Below are 15,576 nucleotides of genomic sequence, written 5' to 3'. Positions count from 1 at the left end.
CTTTTTTTTAACTTCTATAATTGTTATGACCTATATATCATGACAAAAAAAAAGGTATTTGCCTATGAATGTTCATCAAATTTATACGGATTCTCCGCTTCGAAACTACAATTACATTGTCGAGCTTGGCAATGGGGAAGTTGCTGTTGTGGATCCAATTTATCCAAAGCTAATAAATGAGTGGTTGGTTGAGAACAACCGCGTTTTAGCTGTCGTTCTTTTGTCCCATGGCCATCATGATCATGTTGCTGGTGTTGATGAGTTAGTTCAACAACATGGTGCTCAAATCTGGGGACATAAAGATAGCTACAAGAAAATAGATCGCATTCTAGAAGACGGTGAGAAGATATCCACTGCACTTGGAGAGATGGAAGTTATCGAAACTCCTGGCCATACGATGGATCATCTATGTTTTCTATTTTATGAATCGGGTAAGCAGGTTGAAATAATCACAATGGATACTGTTTTCAATGCCGGAATTGGAAATTGTAAAAATGGTGGAAACCTCGATGTATTTGTAGAAACAATCTTAGATTTGAATGAGAAGGTTGAAGATCAAGTGATTCTATGGCCTGGTCATGACTATATCGAAAATAACTTACGCTTCACTCTTAGCATTGAACCTGAAAATGAAGATGCAAAAGAGCTTCTTGAACAAGTTCACAAAGAAGGAAGTGTTAAGTTTCGAACAAATTTTGCAACTGAGCGGAAAGTGAATTTGTTTTTGATGACGAAAGATGTAGAAGAGATTAAGAAATTGAGAAACAAACGAGATAAATGGTAAAAATTAAATAGGAGAGTTGATATGAGTTTTCCAAAAATTGGAAATATGGCGCCAGCATTTACACTTAAAAATCAAGACGAAGAAAAAGTAAGCTTAAAAGACTTTAAGGGTGAGAAAAATGTTGTTCTTTACTTCTACCCAAAGGCCATGACTCCTGGTTGTACGACTCAGGCTTGTGGAATTAGAGATTATAAGAAGAAATTTGCAAATGCTGATACTGTGGTTTTAGGAGTATCTCCAGATGAGCCTAAAAGGCTTGTACGCTTTATAGAAAAGCAAAAACTTAATTTTGACCTTCTTTCAGATCCTGATCACAAGATTATGGATAAGTATGGTGTTTGGGGCCTTAAGAAATTTATGGGTAAAGAATACATGGGTGTGATGAGAACAACTTTTATCATTGGCAAAGACGGTCGTCTGAAATATGTAATGGATAAAGTTAAAACAAAGTCACATCATGACGATGTCCTTGATTGGATTAAAGAAAATCTATAGACCCTGGGAATTGTATGAAAATTTTAATTTTATTCTTACTTGTAAGCTCAAGCTTCGCTTCAACAATAGAGATTATGTCTTATAACGTTGAGAATCTTTTTGATGCTCAAAAAGATGAAGGCAAGAACGACTGGGCCTATCTTCCAAAGAATACAAAAGGGAAGAAAGAAGCCTGTGCAAAAGTTAAATCAAAATATCGCCGTAATGAATGTTTTGATGCTGACTGGACTCAGGAAAAAGTTGATATGAAACTCTCTCAAATTAAAGATGTTATCTTAAAAGAGAGAAAGAAACTTCCAGGAATTCTTGTTCTTTCGGAAATTGAAAATGCAAATGTTATTGGCCAACTTGCAAAGGTCTTAGGATATAAGAGGTACTACACATCGAATTCTCCTGATTACCGTGGAGTTGATCTTGCTGTTCTTTTTAATGAATCATCGGATTTAAAATATGTTGGAAGTAAAGAGCATGTTTTAAAAGATGAATATTTTAAGAAGAGACCTTCTAGAAATATTTTTGAAACTCAATTTAAACTAAAGGGAAAGGATCTTTATATCTTTGCTAATCACTGGCCAAGTTTAGGTAATCCTGATCACGCTAGAGTTGTAGCTGCTAAGACATTGAAGACTCGTATTGATGAAATCCTAAAGAAGAATACTAAGGCTTCTGTTGTTGCTGTGGGTGACTTCAATACAATTCCAGAGTTAAAAGCTGCTGATAATAAGCACCCAATGAGGGATGTTCTTTTAAAAGATAAGACAATCGTTGATGTCGAAAAGACTTTCAGAGCTGATAAATCACTTAGTAGTAAGAAAAAGCTTCCTCCGGGGACATATTTTTACAAAAGAGGTGGGCAGTGGAATCACCTTGATAGAGTCTTCGTTCCAAAAACGATGTTAGATGAGAAGGCCCCTATTAGTTTAGTTCTAGGATCTTATCAGATTTATGCACCTGACTTTATCAGAGAGCCTCAACCTGCAACTGTAGTAGAGGAAGATATTGAAGAAATGAGAGATCGTGGATTTAAGCTTTATGAACAAAAGAAAATTGAAACGCCTCCAAACCGTTATGATCACCTTGCTAAGAAAAAACAAAAAGCAGGGTTCTCAGATCACTTCCCAATTGTATTTGAATTAAAATATTAGAATAAAAAAAGGGCCATGATCGGCCCTTTCTTATTTTATTTACCATAAACACTTAAGAAATATTGATATGTACATTCTCTTGTTACACCGTTTTTAGTGTATTGATCTTCATAGTGATCTCTACATTTTTTCATGAAGTTACGAGCAGAATTATCTTCTTTTCTTTTTCCACGAAACTCAAATTGAAACCCAGCATAATTTGGAGTAACAATTGGATGAATCGACATATCCCACTTTTCGTTTCTATTTATTTCAAATTCTTCAGCGTAAAATAACTTACCTGTTAAATGTCCTACTAGGGCTCCAATGGCAACATCACTTGCCCAGTGAGCCTTGTCGTGAACTCTCGACCAACCCCCAACAGCTGCCGCAGTGTAGGCTAGTACAGGAATAATCGTTGATTTATCTTTGTAGTGTTCAGCAATTACAGTTGCAAAGGCAAAGGCCGTTGTCGTGTGACCTGAAGGAAATGAAACATTATCATTATCCCAATTAAATCCTGTGAAATCTGTATGGTCATCAGTTTTATTAGGGCGTTTACGACTAAAAGTCATTTTCCCTGCTCTGGTAATTAGGCCAGATATTGCAGTTGCCTTAAGTGCTACTTTTGCAACTCGAGTTACTTCATCATTATCAATTACTACACCTAATACATATCCAGCAGCAGAGATACCAATTGGCATACTTCCAGCTTTTTCTCCCCAAAAGGCAATCTCTTCAGTGATTTCTGTGCGATTGTCTTGAGCAAATTGGATTAGTTCTTCATCATTATTAAAAAGTAAGATAGCTGTACTTGCAGCAGCACCAATTGTTAATAATTCTGAATTTGTGAGACCTACCGGTAACGTTTGATATTCGGGACGGAAAGTAAACTCACCATATCGGTTTATAACTCCATCTTCTTCATATCGTGGTTGAATGACACTATCTTTACCCATTCCTGGACAGATTCCATCTCTAAGAAACTCTTCAACAGTACATGTTGCATAGGAATTCATTAAAATTGAAAGGCAGGTGATGGCCTTTAGTATCGACTTAATACTCATTCTCTCTCTCCAGTAATAGGCTTAATATAAAATGAGTATAGACCTAAACTAAGTATTAAACTGTTTAGTATGTAGTATTTCTACCTATAGTTAATTTTTAGACGATTTTATTTAATCCGTGATTTCAGTAGGTTATGGGATGTTTAAAAGACGTGCCATTTCATAATAAGCTTGCGCAGACTTGAAGCGGTCAAATTTATAAAATCTCTTCTGAAAGCTTCTCTCATGTCTTTTTCTTTCTAGTAGAACAGCTGTACCAACTTCGGCAAACATTTCAGTAGGAGAGACTGTGGAGTAGTCAGAAGGAAAGTTATCGTACTTCATCAATGGATTTTTATCTGTATTAATAAGAGTTGCTTCAACTAGATTATATGAAGTTTCTTGTTGATCACAATTATGCTGATAAGTTAGTTCGCCATCTTTATTATTCCATCCGACCTCATTTACAAAGTGATTGTAGAGCTCAGGCATTTCTTGAGCGATAAAGTGGAAGTACTCATGTGTAAGAGTTAGACTAAATTCATTAAAATCTTTTAAATGGTTCTTGTAGAGAATCAATTGTTTCCATTCTTTTTCATAAAGGCCACGGGTCATAAATTGATCTTTACTTTGTGTTTCAAGCACAATGAATTTCAGATTATCAGTAGTCGGAGTTAGCTCTAGTTGAAGCAACTCTTTTATGGCCGTCAATTCTTTCAGGTTTGTCTTGGCAGCGGGAATGATCAATATATTATAAGTAACAAATACATCTCGTTGAATAATTGCTGCATAACCTCTTTCTTGCTCGTCAATATTTAAACTGTAGTTAAAGTCTATGAAGTCTGCAATTCCATCTTTATCTTGGTCTTCACCTTGTTCAGTTGATAATGTTGGAAACTCATCAGCAATATTATCGACACCGTCTCCATCAATATCATTGTCAATACTATCTGGAGTACCATCTAAGTCTTGATCAAGGAAAAGGAAGAAGTCGTTATTTCTTATTACTTCCATCTCAAGTATTTTTGAGTCTATTTTATATTTTAGTCTTAAGTTAATATTTTTATAAACTTCTTTAGAGATTCTATCAAAAGAATCAAGTGCAATTGAATAATTAGAGGATGCAATAAATATAAAAAAACTCATTAAGGCATAGTTTATATACCTTAATGGAGTCTTCTTATAATTTAGTGATTTTTTAATCTTCATTTATGCCCTTTATATCCTAGTGATAGTGAGCTGCCCAAATATCTGCCCAAGCTTCAATAAATCCACCATGACCACCAACAAGTGCATATGATAGGATTGCAGCAGGGAAGTAAAAAGGTCCAAGTAAAGCTGATTGTTTCGCATGACCTGCTTCATGTCCTGAAGCGAACCTATGACCAGTACAGAAGTCTAACTCAAAAAGACCAGCAGACATCTTACTTGGTATATATCCAAGCCCACAAACATCAGCATAGATTTGCATTTTAGAGGCTGAAATTGCTAAGCGTGGAAGATCGAAGTTAATCATTCTCATGTAGCGATATGGTGTTACTGTTTCTAAGAAACTTAGGAAAAGGTTTACACCACGGCTAACTGGAACAAGTAGAACTTTCGTTGCAACAAATGCTCCACCAATCATCGTATTGATCAGACCCCATGACAGATTTGAAGCAATAACAAATAAGTGCATTAGTGGGTGATCTGGATTTGCCGGATCAAAGAGTAATGACTTCTTACCAAATGTTGAATCAAAAGAAGCTAGGGCCTTATCAAACTCTTCTTGCTGCTCTTTTGTTAAGGCTTCTTTTTTATACTCATTGAATTTCTGTATCTTTTCAGAGTTTTCTTGTTTTCCAGAATTTAAGAGATTATTAATATTTTCACTAATTGCCTCTGGAAGAATATTATGATCTCTCATGGCCTTAAGTTTCTTTAGTGTTTTCTCAGCATCTTTATCAATAATTTTCATCATACCGATATAGGCCATATGTTGCTGAAGAACTTCTAGCTTGAATTCTTCATCATTTTCACTAAATCGCTTCATATTTTTACTTGAAAGTTTTTCGATATAGTTAATAGATCGCTTAGCATAGCCTTCACTTAGGTTTCTTAGGTATGTTAGAGAATAAAGAGCAAGGACTTCATTTTGTGCAATCTGCTCAGGAGAATTCTCAAGTCTGTTAAATTGATTTTTTTTGTATGAATTCTTTCCTGCTTCATAGGTAATAGCATGAATATCCATCGTAAGCTTCTTAACATCAGACATCCACTTTTTGATCTTGGCCTTGCTTTCTTCGTATTTTTCAACGGTTCTTACTCGACGAGTGCGATCATTTGCGCCAAAAGTGCGTTTCGAATCTGTCCATGTTTCAAGTTTTGGAGCTTTATTGATAAGATGAGCAATTCTTTCAGCTTTAAACTGAAGATCATTTGCCATGACTAATTTTCCATCATTTAGTGATGATTTAGGTGCAACTTGAAGTGTTGCTTTAAAATCTTCAAAATGATTGTTTATACCTTTGTTTGTAACAACCTTACATGATGCCATCTGTAGGCAGGCCAGAATACATAAAGAAGTACTAATGGCCTTCTTTAGTTTAGGGGATGGGGACATAATCTCTCCTTTATATTTATAAAGCTTTGCGAGTTATATCACTTTCATTAAATTTTATTAGAATACTTGAAAATTTGTTAAAGCTGTTCAGATTTTAGTCAATAAACTCGAGCTCGATTTCTTCTCCAAGTTTATTAAGTAGTTGGACAACTTCTTCTTTAAGGCTAGGGTGTGCTTGAACAATAATATCACGGTGACCTTCGTGTTTATCGCCTTCAATAGTTGAGTAAAAACATAGTCCTTCGTTGGCCTCTAGTTGAAAATAAAAATAGGCTGATTCTTTCTTTGGAACTCGTACTATTGTTTTAAATATTTCACTCATAAAATACTCGACTACTTTGTTTTTATCGTTGGAAGACTTTGCCTATCCACGAAATTTCATTGACTTAAACGCTTTGTAACCTAAAATATTATTAAAGGCCACTCTTTTATCAAGTCATGGAGGACACATAGTGAAAGATTTCAGGATGAGATTGCCACTAGTTTCTATTTTTATTTTATCTCTTTCAACTACATCTTGTTCATGGATGGGAAAGAGAAAAACATTGTTTGAGGAAGAGGGGACAGCTGATACTCAACAAGCAAAGAGTCAGATGGTGCCAAAGGCTCAGTATGATCAACTTCTTGAAAAGTATGACAAGCTATTAAAAGAAACTAAAGCTCCAAGTTTGGCCGAGCAATACAAATCGAGTTCTAAACCATCAGCTTCGCAAGAAGAGGTGCAACTTGAGATGATTGATGATCTTGAAAAAGCACGTCGAAACGAGTTAGCAGAAACGGTTGATGTTTTTGCAAATGAAGTTGCAGCAAAGAAGCAAAACCAACAAAATGATGATCTTCAATTACAAAAAGAATTAAATTTATTAAAGCAAGCCGAAGGTCTTTTGGCCCAGAATCGATTAGATCAAGCACTTACTATCCTAAAGGATTTAGAAAGTTCAAAACATGGCCAAATAAAAGTAAGAGCAAAATTTTATTTAGCAGAGATGCTTTTTTCTCAAAATGAATTCGATTTAGCAATGCAGTTATATGAAGAGATTTTAAGGCAACATGCTTTTTCTGGTCTCGTTATTAAAAGTTTAGGGCGCTTAATTGCATGTACTGATAAATTAAAGTTAAAAAAGAAGAATGAAAAATATCATTCAATTCTTCATGACTTCTTTGGCGAAGCATAAGGGTAGATTTGAAAAAGAGAAATCTAAAATTTCTATTTTGTATCGTAGCTATCATATTGAAAGTGAATCTTTCATATGCGCAAGACGATCTTCAAGATCTCGAACTATTAGATGACAAAGATCTCCTAATGCTACTTGAAGAAGAGGCCGATCAACCTCAACAAACAGATGTTTCAGATGAAGTTTTAGAAGATGAATTAAAGTCTTTAAAAAATAATCAAAAAGTTAATCTTCCTGGTGAGGAAGTCTTAACAGAAGAAAACAAAAAGAAAATTAATGAGAATAATGCATCAGGTGCTGATTCAATTGATGAAATTGATATTTTGGCCGAAGATGTAAAGTCAGATGTTGAGGTTGTAGAGCCTAGTAAAGCCAATAAGATAAATACCTCTGATAAAAAGGTCTCTCTAGATAAGAATTTATTTAATGTTGGTAAAGAAGAAAAAGAACTTCTTGAGCTAGCTAAATTTGTTGAGAAGAAAATTCCAGCAGATGAGTGGAATGAGTTAGCGACGGCTGCAAAAGTAGATAAGTATGTTGTCCAAGAAGGTGATTGGCTTTGGAAAATTTCAAAGAACCTTTTTGGATCAGGATTCTATTATTCTAAAATTTGGTCAATGAACCCACAGATTACAAACCCTCATGAGATTGAACCAGGACAAATCCTTGTTTTCTCAACAGGTAGTGAAGAATCATTTCCAAAAGTTTCTTTTGGTAGTTTTGATTCTCAAACACCTGAGGATACTAAGGTTGCAGGTGTAAAGGTTGCAAGCTCTGGCGCCTTTTCAAATTATGGTGAGGATATAAAGTCTGATTGGTTAGTTGAGAGAAGAAAATTAATCGATAAAGGTGCATTCTTTCAGTCATTAACTGAATCGACGTATCAAGATGTTCTTTCGATGACTGAGATTGAGCTTAATACTGATTATAAGAAGTATGCTCCTCCTGTTACAAAAGTTCTTATAGAAGAGCCAACTGAGGAATATGATGAGAATGGAATCTCATCTATTGAAAGGCAAGAAATTAATGTCTCTCAAGGATTTTACTTAAATACATTTCTTTCAACAAATCATATTCAAGATCTCGGTTATATATCAGATAAGAAAGATGAAGCTGTCTTAATTCATAATAATGGTAAAGCTTATGTACAATTTGATAAGTCAGTCCAAGTAAGACCTGGAGATCAATTTTCGATTTATCAACCACAAGGGAAAGTTTCTCATGAAATTTCTGATCGAGAAGGGCTTCGTTATTCTATTGTTGGACAAGTGAAGGCTACAAGAGAACTTGAAGATAATAAGTGGGAAGTTGATACTTTCCAAATTGTGGATGTTATTGAACGTGGAGCACGAATCACTGTTTATACGCCAAAAATTGCAAAAATCTTTCAAACATATAATTCACGACGTATTGAAGCAGCAATTATTGGAGCATTTAAGGTTCAAGAAAGAGGCTTAGCTCTAGGAGATGTCATTTATCTTGATCGTGGTCGTGTTGATGGTGTGGAGCTAGGAAATATCTTTGAGATATATTCTTTTAGAGATCAGGGAACAGGAAAGAAAATTAGTTCTCAACCAACTTATGTAAAAGGTGAGGCAACAATTATTACTGTAACGGATAATTTTGCAACTGCAGTCATTTCATATTCAAATGATGAAATGGGACTTGGTAATATTGCCCTGACTAAATCTGAAGCAACTGCAAAAATGGCAGATCAGCTTAGAACTAGTTCACGTGAAAAGGCCTTAGGTGAAAAAGAGAACCTTGCTCTTGAGGAGCTTGATGTTGAATTAAATTTAGATAATCTTGGTGAAGACTTATTAAAACAAGTTGATGAAATTCGTATTGAAGAAGATGAGCTTGAAGAACTAGAGCGCCAAGAAAGAGAGAAATCAATTATTAAAGAACAGGCCCGTGATCTAAAGGAATTAGAAAAGCTTGAACAAGAATTAATTGATGCAGAGACTAAATTGAATGAACAAAAGATTGATGAAGATACTTACCTAGAGCGTCAAGATCTTAACTTAATTGAAAAAGGTGTTAAGACAAAAGATCCTAATGCACTCGAATCAATGAATGAGATCGAAGCTAAAGAGGGACGCAAGTATATGGATGAAGATCTGAACAGTAAGGAAAATCCTTATGGATTGACTCCATACGACATCGAAGAAATTGAAGAACTATTGAATAGTGATTCAAATTAATCTATGCTAGCAAAAAATATGTTAAGATATTTGAGGCGCGTTTTAATAACGCGCCTTGTTTTTATTACTAGGAGTAAGTGAACATGTCACAAACAGACGTTGTGAGTGAAGCTGCAACAAAAGCTGCCTCTAAGAAGGCCTCGAAAAAAGCAGCAAAAAAAGCAACAAGCAAAAAGAAAACAGCTAAGAAAAAGACTGCAAAGAAGAAGACGGCCAAAAAAACTGCAAAGAAGAAAACGGCCAAAAAAACTGCTAAGAAAGCGAAAAAGAAAACTTCTGGATCATCTTTAAAGGACAAAGACTATAAACTGGTTATAGTGGAGTCACCATCTAAAGCTAAAACAATCAAAAAATATCTAGGACGAGGGTTTCAAGTCGTTGCGTCAAATGGACATATCAAAGACCTTCCTAAGTCAAAACTAGGTGTTGATATCAAGGATAACTTTCAAATTGATCTTGTTCCAATTAGTGGGAAACAAGCAAAGATTGAAAGAATCCAAGAACTTGCCAAATACGCTAATGAAATCTTTCTCGCACCCGACTTGGACCGTGAGGGAGAGGCCATTGCATTCCACCTTTCAGAAGAAATTGGAAAGCGAAAAAAGATAAGAAGAGTTATCTTCAATGCCGTAACTAAGAAAGCGGTAACTGAAGCGGTAGAAAACCCGACAGAGCTAAACGTCAATATGTACGATGCTCAAAAAACTCGTCGTGTTCTTGATCGTCTAGTGGGATATAAAATTTCTCCGATTCTTTGGGACAAGGTTCAGCGAGGGATTTCAGCTGGTCGAGTTCAATCTGTTGCTCTAAGAATTATTGTCGAAAGAGAAGATGAAATTAAAGCCTTTATTCCTGAGCAGTGGTTTTCAATCCACGGTGATATGGAAAAAGATGGTAAGCTTTTTGAAATTAAATACTACGGTGAAAATGCAAAGAAAAAGACTGAACTTACTGATGAAGAATTCACAAAGAAGATTGTATCAGATGTAAAAGGTAAGGAATTTGAAGTAATTGACGTTAAAAAACGTGAAAGAAAACAGAATCCAACTCCACCGTTTACAACTTCTAAGCTTCAACAGGAAGCGGCCAATAAATTAGGTTTTACGGCCAAGAGAACAATGATGGTTGCGCAAAGACTTTATGAAGGGATTGCAACAACGGACTTTGGAACTGTCGGTCTTATTACATATATGAGAACGGACTCTGTTAGAACTGAGCCTGAATCATTAAACGCCTTACGTGAATATGTTAAGGATCAATACGGTGAAAAGTATTTATCACCAGAGCCTATTGAATATAAGAAAAAGGGAAGTAGCAAGGTTCAAGATGCCCACGAGGCCATAAGACCTACTTCTTTAGAATATACTCCTAATCAACTTAGAGGAGATCTTGAGCCAGATGAGCAGAAGCTTTATGAGCTTATTTGGAATAAATTTATTTCATCTCAAATGAGTCAGGCCATCATCGATCAGACCGCTGTAACTTATGAATGTGAAGGTCACTTCTTTAAGGCCAATGGTTCAATTATTAAATTTGCTGGTTTTAGAACTGTTTATATGGAAGCAGCGGCTGAGAAGGCATCACGTCGCGGTGGAAATGACGATGAAGATGATACAGCAAAAGCAACAGGTGAACTTCCATTAATTGATGTTGGTGAGAAGATGAAGGCCAAGAATGGACCTAATGAAGTTGAACATTGGACTTCTCCACCTCCAAGATATAATGAAGCCTCACTTGTTAAGACACTAGAAGAAAAAGGTATTGGTCGTCCATCGACTTATGCTTCGATTATTTCAAATATTCAAGATCGTGGTTACGTGGAAAAGGTGGAAAACCGTTTCATGTCAACAGAGCTTGGAACAGTTGTATGTAAAATGCTTATTGAATCCTTCCCAGATGTTATGGACGTTGCTTTCACGGCAAACGTTGAAAAGCTTCTGGATAAGATTGAAGAAGGTGAGATTAAGTGGAAGAAGGTTCTAAAAGAATTCTGGCAAGGGTTTGAAAAGACTCTTGAAAAAGCCAAAGAAGAAATGAAGAACCTTAAAAAGCAAGAGATCCCAACTGGAATTCACTGCAAGAAATGTGAAGATGGTGAGTATCTTATTAAATGGGGACGTAATGGTCAGTTCTTAGCTTGTCGAAACTACCCAGATTGTACTTCAACTTTTGACTTTAAAAAGCACCTTGATGGAACTATTGAAATTCTTCCAAAAGATTGGTTCCGTGATCCATGCCCTGAGTGTGGAAAGCGCCTTGAAGTTAAAAAAGGTAAGTACGGCCGTTTTGTTAGATGTGAAGAATATCCAAAATGTGAAACAACACTTCCATATACTATTGATGTAACTTGTCCAAAGTGTAAGGTTGGAAAATTTGCAGAGAAGAAGTCTCGTTATGGGAAAATCTTCTATGGTTGTACGAATTATCCAGACTGTGAAACTGCATTATGGAATGAGCCAAAAGTTTATGACTGTCCAGCATGTGGATTTGGTGTCATGGGTGTGAAGGAAACAAAGCGTTGGGGGAAACAACTTCAATGTCCTGAATGTAAGCACTCAGTAGATTGGGATACGACTCCATTTGCTAAAGAAGACGAAGAATCTAACAACGAGTAACAAAATGATAAATAAAGATATGGCCCTTGTTTTTTGCAAGGGCTTTCTTATGGGCATTGCCGACTTAATCCCAGGTGTTTCTGGGGGAACAATTGCATTTATTACGGGAATCTATGATAAGTTGCTTTCAACAATAGCAGCGATAAATAAAGACCTTATTAAAGATGCTCTTACTCTAAATTTTAAAAGTGTTTCCCAAAGAATTGATCTAAGGTTCTTGATTCCACTTGCAGTTGGTATTCTTGGAGCCATGTTCTCGCTTGCGAGACTAATGCACTATCTTATTAATCACCATCCAGTTCCAACTTGGGGCTTATTTCTAGGTCTTATTTCATCTTCGATAATTGTTATTGCTAGAGATCTAAAAGATCGAAAGAATCCAATGAATCTCTTAATGGTTTTATTGGGAGGCATGCTTGGCTTCTTTATTACTCAGCTTGTTCCTGTCACAACTCCTACAGATCATTGGTTTATCTTTCTTTGCGGACTTATTGGAATTACGGCCATGATCCTTCCTGGTATCTCTGGCTCTTTTATTCTGCTCATCTTAGGTAAGTATGAATACGTTACTGGTGCTTTGAAGAATCCTTTTGCTGATGGAGCTTTTGTTATTATTGGTGTTTTTGCCATTGGCTGTTTAACGGGGCTTCTAAGCTTCTCTAAAGTCCTAAATTACTTTATGAATAACTTTCGTGAACGTACCATGGCATTTTTAGTAGGAATACTTTTTGGAACTCTATCTAAAGTATGGCCTTGGCGAGAAGTTACTCAATCAGTTGTCATTCGTGGAAAAACTAAGATTTTGGCCGAACGTGCCTTCTTTCCAACAACTCTTGGTGTAGAGGACTTCATTGCAATTGGTCTCATTCTTTTTGGTTTCTTCTTTGTTCTCTTTTTAGAGCGCGGAGCTTCTAAGCCATAAATATTATTGTCTTGTTGAGTGTCTTGACTTTTTGTTAACTATCCTTAATATCTGTTTGGTAAATCAAACACAGGAGAAACAATGAAGAAGTTTTTAGTAACTCTTTTGCTTGGTGCGTCGTTTGCAAATGCAGCAACAACTCAAGAGCTAGAAAGAAAAATTAATATTTTAACGAAAGAAGTACAAGACATTCAGTCTCAAGGTCTTTCATCAAGAGTAAGCCTTGGTGGTTATGGGGAAATCGTTTTCAAAGATAACTCAGACTCAAATGCTCAATGGGACACTCTAAGAAATGTTCTATACGTAGGGTATAAGTTTAGCGACAAGTGGTCATTCATGACTGAGATTGAAATTGAGCACGCTGATGAAATCTATACTGAATTCGCAGAGATTCGTTATGCACATTCTGAACTATTAAACTTCAAGGCCGGTCTACTTCTATCACCACTTGGTCTTGTTAACTTAGAGCACGAGCCAACTCGTTTTATTGGTGTTAATCGTCCAGAGATTGAAAAAAATATTATCCCAACAACAATGCGTGAAAATGGTTTTGGTGTTTATGGTACTTGGAAGAACTTAGACTATAAATACTATATTATGAACTCTTTAGAAGGGTGGAGTAACGCTGATGCTTCAGGTTTTGATGCTGATGGTGTTCGTGATGGACGTCAAAAAGGTGCTAAGGCAGTTGCTGGTCACTGGTCACATATTTTAAGACTAGATTATGGATTTGATTTTGGTCTTGATCTAGGTACTTCTGTATATGTAGGGACAACTAATGGTGACGCTCAAGGTGAACACAATATTTATGATGTTCACTTAGCTTATAACTACAAAGGCCTAATGGTGAAAGCATTATATGTTTATTCAACACTTGATGGTAAAGAATTCTCTGCTAAGTCAGGAAATGTTGTTGCTGACGTAATGCAAGGTTATTATGTAGATCTTGGATACAATATTACACATAGTAAAACTTATACAATTATGCCATATGTAAGATATGAGAGTTATAATACTCAAGATGATGTTGACGCTACTGTAGGTGTTGCTGATAAGGCCAATGATAGAACAAACCTAACAGCAGGTGTTATGTATAAGCCACTTGATAAAGTATCATTCAAAGCTGACTACACAAAGTATGAGAATGCTTCAAATGTTGGTGAGTCTGAGGCTTTCAATTTTGGAATTGGATGGGAATACTAAATAATTCTATATTTTTTGAAGTGGGGAGAGTTCTTCTCCTCACTTTATTTTTTTCCTATAGCGCCGAGGCCGGCCTAAAAGACACCCTTGCACGTAAATTTCCCAAATGTCATTTTGTTGAAAAATCGAAGTTCTTAACTGAGAAAGAATATAAGATGATTAAGTCAAAGTTTCCCACTAGAGATGTGAGGAAATTCTATTCATTTTATCAAAGAGTATGCAATCAGAAGAGTTCCTTTGATTTCATATTCTCAGATATTGTGAGAACAAAGAGACAGCTTGTTCATATTCATATTGAAGATAAGAAGCTAGAGAGTTTAAAGGTTGTTAAATTTGAAGAGCCTTCAGAGTATCGAGTAAAAGACAGCTGGCTTAAGAAATTTAAGTCAACTCTTCCGGACAGTATTGATATTGTATCGGGAGCAACTCTCTCGTCTAAGAGTACAAAATTTCTAGTGTGGTTATCACTATACTTACAAGGTGATATACTTAAGTAAGTAATCATGACCAGAGCAGAAAGAAATACAATATTCACAATCAATTATCTTGTTCTCATAACAAGTATTATCTACTTCATTGCAAAGTATTTTTTAGCAATAGAAGGGGAATGGGGACCCGAAACTCACCCTCTTACAATTATTTTCCAAAAAGTTCATGTTTTAACAGTTCCTTTTCTTATCTTTGCCGTTGGAATGATTTTCTCTAATCATGTTTGGAAGCGTATTGAAAGTGGATATAAGAAGTCTCGAATTTCTGGAATTTTTCTTTTGGTTCTTCTTGTTTTGATGAGCTTAACTGGATATTTAATTCAGGTTGTTGATGGACAAGTCTTTAGAGAGTATTCAGCTTATCTACATATCGCTGTTTCTCTTATTTGGAGTGTGGTCTTCTCTTATCATCACATTTCTTCAAATCGCAAAAGAGCGTAGCTTTTCATCAATCATATCGCCAATAATATGTGGCCTTACTAAGTGATATGCATAGAACATATGGAGGCATCTCAAATGATGAAAGTCTCTAAGTCCACCGATCCCATTTTCAGTAATCATTGGCATCATATTTTCTGGTAGTTCAAGATTTAATTCTTTGAATAATTCAATTCTTTCATCTCGATAAAACTCATGAATAGACTTCACTTTCTCTTGTAGCTCTTCACAATTATTGATTTTATTTTGTAGCTCTTTTGTAAATCCTTGTCCCTCTAGATGACTTATCTTCTTGTAAACAATAGGGTCAACAAGCCAATAGATTGTTGGAAATGGGACTTTGTCTACGACAGGGGAAACTTTTAGAGATGCTGGTGCACCTTCTTTGGTTCGAGCTGATATTTCAAGCACTCCACGGGCTTGTCGTTTTAAAAAGCTTTCAATTTTTTCGATGTCTTCTTTAGTCGCTTCAAGTTTCAT

15 protein-coding genes are annotated in these 15,576 nt (G+C 35.7%); 10 read left to right on the top strand and 5 right to left on the bottom strand.

Features of this window, described 5'->3' with window-relative positions:
• Positions 1-64: 64 nt before the first annotated feature.
• The 3 genes from BALOs_RS11365 to BALOs_RS11355 are packed head-to-tail and all read left to right on the top strand — an operon-like array spanning position 65 to position 2,424.
• A complete protein-coding gene (locus BALOs_RS11365) occupies positions 65-784 on the top strand; it encodes a hydroxyacylglutathione hydrolase C-terminal domain-containing protein (RefSeq protein WP_120405249.1) in 720 nt (239 codons plus the stop codon).
• A gap of 21 nt (positions 785-805) precedes the next feature.
• Complete coding sequence (bcp, locus tag BALOs_RS11360) at positions 806-1,279, top strand: thioredoxin-dependent thiol peroxidase (RefSeq protein ID WP_114705334.1); 474 nt, start codon at positions 806-808, stop codon at positions 1,277-1,279.
• A gap of 14 nt (positions 1,280-1,293) precedes the next feature.
• Positions 1,294-2,424, top strand: a complete 1,131-nt coding sequence (locus BALOs_RS11355) for an endonuclease/exonuclease/phosphatase family protein (protein ID WP_120405248.1) — start codon at positions 1,294-1,296, stop codon at positions 2,422-2,424.
• A 35-nt stretch (positions 2,425-2,459) separates the two neighbouring features.
• Here the strand turns inward: BALOs_RS11355 and BALOs_RS11350 are convergent, their stop codons facing one another.
• From BALOs_RS11350 to BALOs_RS11335, 4 genes are all read right to left on the bottom strand, one after another.
• Positions 2,460-3,470, bottom strand: coding sequence for a phosphatase PAP2 family protein (locus BALOs_RS11350; protein ID WP_120405247.1), 1,011 nt, complete (start codon positions 3,468-3,470; stop codon positions 2,460-2,462).
• A 132-nt stretch (positions 3,471-3,602) separates the two neighbouring features.
• A complete protein-coding gene (locus BALOs_RS11345; RefSeq protein ID WP_120405246.1) occupies positions 3,603-4,658 on the bottom strand; it encodes a thrombospondin type 3 repeat-containing protein in 1,056 nt (351 codons plus the stop codon).
• 16 nt (positions 4,659-4,674) lie between these two features.
• Complete coding sequence (locus BALOs_RS11340; RefSeq protein ID WP_114705330.1) at positions 4,675-6,051, bottom strand: hypothetical protein; 1,377 nt, start codon at positions 6,049-6,051, stop codon at positions 4,675-4,677.
• A 94-nt stretch (positions 6,052-6,145) separates the two neighbouring features.
• Entirely contained in the window at positions 6,146-6,373 is a 228-nt protein-coding gene (locus tag BALOs_RS11335) for a DUF4911 domain-containing protein (RefSeq protein ID WP_120405245.1), read from the bottom strand.
• A 130-nt stretch (positions 6,374-6,503) separates the two neighbouring features.
• Here BALOs_RS11335 and BALOs_RS11330 point away from each other — a divergent pair, with 130 nt between their 5' ends.
• From BALOs_RS11330 to BALOs_RS11300, 7 genes are all read left to right on the top strand, one after another.
• Positions 6,504-7,226, top strand: a complete 723-nt coding sequence (locus tag BALOs_RS11330) for a tetratricopeptide repeat protein (RefSeq protein ID WP_158536727.1) — start codon at positions 6,504-6,506, stop codon at positions 7,224-7,226.
• A gap of 8 nt (positions 7,227-7,234) precedes the next feature.
• Positions 7,235-9,430: a LysM peptidoglycan-binding domain-containing protein gene (locus BALOs_RS11325; protein ID WP_114705327.1), complete on the top strand. Its 2,196-nt coding sequence runs from the start codon at positions 7,235-7,237 to the stop codon at positions 9,428-9,430.
• An 83-nt stretch (positions 9,431-9,513) separates the two neighbouring features.
• Positions 9,514-12,045 carry a type I DNA topoisomerase gene (gene topA / locus BALOs_RS11320; protein WP_162929667.1) on the top strand — a complete coding sequence of 844 codons (2,532 nt, stop codon included), beginning with the start codon at positions 9,514-9,516 and terminating at the stop codon, positions 12,043-12,045.
• A gap of 4 nt (positions 12,046-12,049) precedes the next feature.
• Positions 12,050-12,967, top strand: coding sequence for a DUF368 domain-containing protein (locus BALOs_RS11315; RefSeq protein WP_114705325.1), 918 nt, complete (start codon positions 12,050-12,052; stop codon positions 12,965-12,967).
• Between the two features lie 81 nt (positions 12,968-13,048).
• Complete coding sequence (locus tag BALOs_RS11310) at positions 13,049-14,170, top strand: hypothetical protein (protein WP_114705324.1); 1,122 nt, start codon at positions 13,049-13,051, stop codon at positions 14,168-14,170.
• 155 nt (positions 14,171-14,325) lie between these two features.
• Positions 14,326-14,667 (top strand): FMN-binding protein, encoded by a 342-nt coding sequence (locus tag BALOs_RS11305; RefSeq protein WP_162929666.1) that lies wholly within the window; start codon positions 14,326-14,328, stop codon positions 14,665-14,667.
• Positions 14,668-14,673: 6 nt separating this feature from the next.
• Positions 14,674-15,099, top strand: a complete 426-nt coding sequence (locus BALOs_RS11300; protein ID WP_120405242.1) for a hypothetical protein — start codon at positions 14,674-14,676, stop codon at positions 15,097-15,099.
• Here the strand turns inward: BALOs_RS11300 and BALOs_RS11295 are convergent.
• Positions 15,079-15,576 carry a DUF501 domain-containing protein gene (locus tag BALOs_RS11295; protein WP_120405241.1) on the bottom strand — a complete coding sequence of 166 codons (498 nt, stop codon included), beginning with the start codon at positions 15,574-15,576 and terminating at the stop codon, positions 15,079-15,081. The genes BALOs_RS11300 and BALOs_RS11295 overlap by 21 nt on opposite strands.

The organism is Halobacteriovorax sp. BALOs_7, from assembly GCF_003612895.1.
GTDB classification, from domain to species: domain Bacteria; phylum Bdellovibrionota; class Bacteriovoracia; order Bacteriovoracales; family Bacteriovoracaceae; genus Halobacteriovorax_A; species Halobacteriovorax_A vibrionivorans.
The sequence above is the reverse complement of the archived record's forward strand: the minus strand, read 5'-3'. Positions and strand labels throughout refer to the sequence as shown.

Coding starts and splice junctions, on each gene's coding strand:
- BALOs_RS11335 (WP_120405245.1), bottom strand. CDS start 6,373: ATGAGTGAAATATTTAAAACAATAGTACGAGTTCCAAAGAAAGAATCA.
- BALOs_RS11340 (WP_114705330.1), bottom strand. CDS start 6,051: ATGTCCCCATCCCCTAAACTAAAGAAGGCCATTAGTACTTCTTTATGT.
- BALOs_RS11295 (WP_120405241.1), bottom strand. CDS start 15,576: ATGAAACTTGAAGCGACTAAAGAAGACATCGAAAAAATTGAAAGCTTT.
- BALOs_RS11350 (WP_120405247.1), bottom strand. CDS start 3,470: ATGAGTATTAAGTCGATACTAAAGGCCATCACCTGCCTTTCAATTTTA.
- BALOs_RS11355 (WP_120405248.1), top strand. CDS start 1,294: ATGAAAATTTTAATTTTATTCTTACTTGTAAGCTCAAGCTTCGCTTCA.
- BALOs_RS11300 (WP_120405242.1), top strand. CDS start 14,674: ATGACCAGAGCAGAAAGAAATACAATATTCACAATCAATTATCTTGTT.
- bcp (WP_114705334.1), top strand. CDS start 806: ATGAGTTTTCCAAAAATTGGAAATATGGCGCCAGCATTTACACTTAAA.
- BALOs_RS11310 (WP_114705324.1), top strand. CDS start 13,049: ATGAAGAAGTTTTTAGTAACTCTTTTGCTTGGTGCGTCGTTTGCAAAT.
- topA (WP_162929667.1), top strand. CDS start 9,514: ATGTCACAAACAGACGTTGTGAGTGAAGCTGCAACAAAAGCTGCCTCT.
- BALOs_RS11305 (WP_162929666.1), top strand. CDS start 14,326: ATGATTAAGTCAAAGTTTCCCACTAGAGATGTGAGGAAATTCTATTCA.
- BALOs_RS11315 (WP_114705325.1), top strand. CDS start 12,050: ATGATAAATAAAGATATGGCCCTTGTTTTTTGCAAGGGCTTTCTTATG.
- BALOs_RS11365 (WP_120405249.1), top strand. CDS start 65: ATGAATGTTCATCAAATTTATACGGATTCTCCGCTTCGAAACTACAAT.
- BALOs_RS11345 (WP_120405246.1), bottom strand. CDS start 4,658: ATGAAGATTAAAAAATCACTAAATTATAAGAAGACTCCATTAAGGTAT.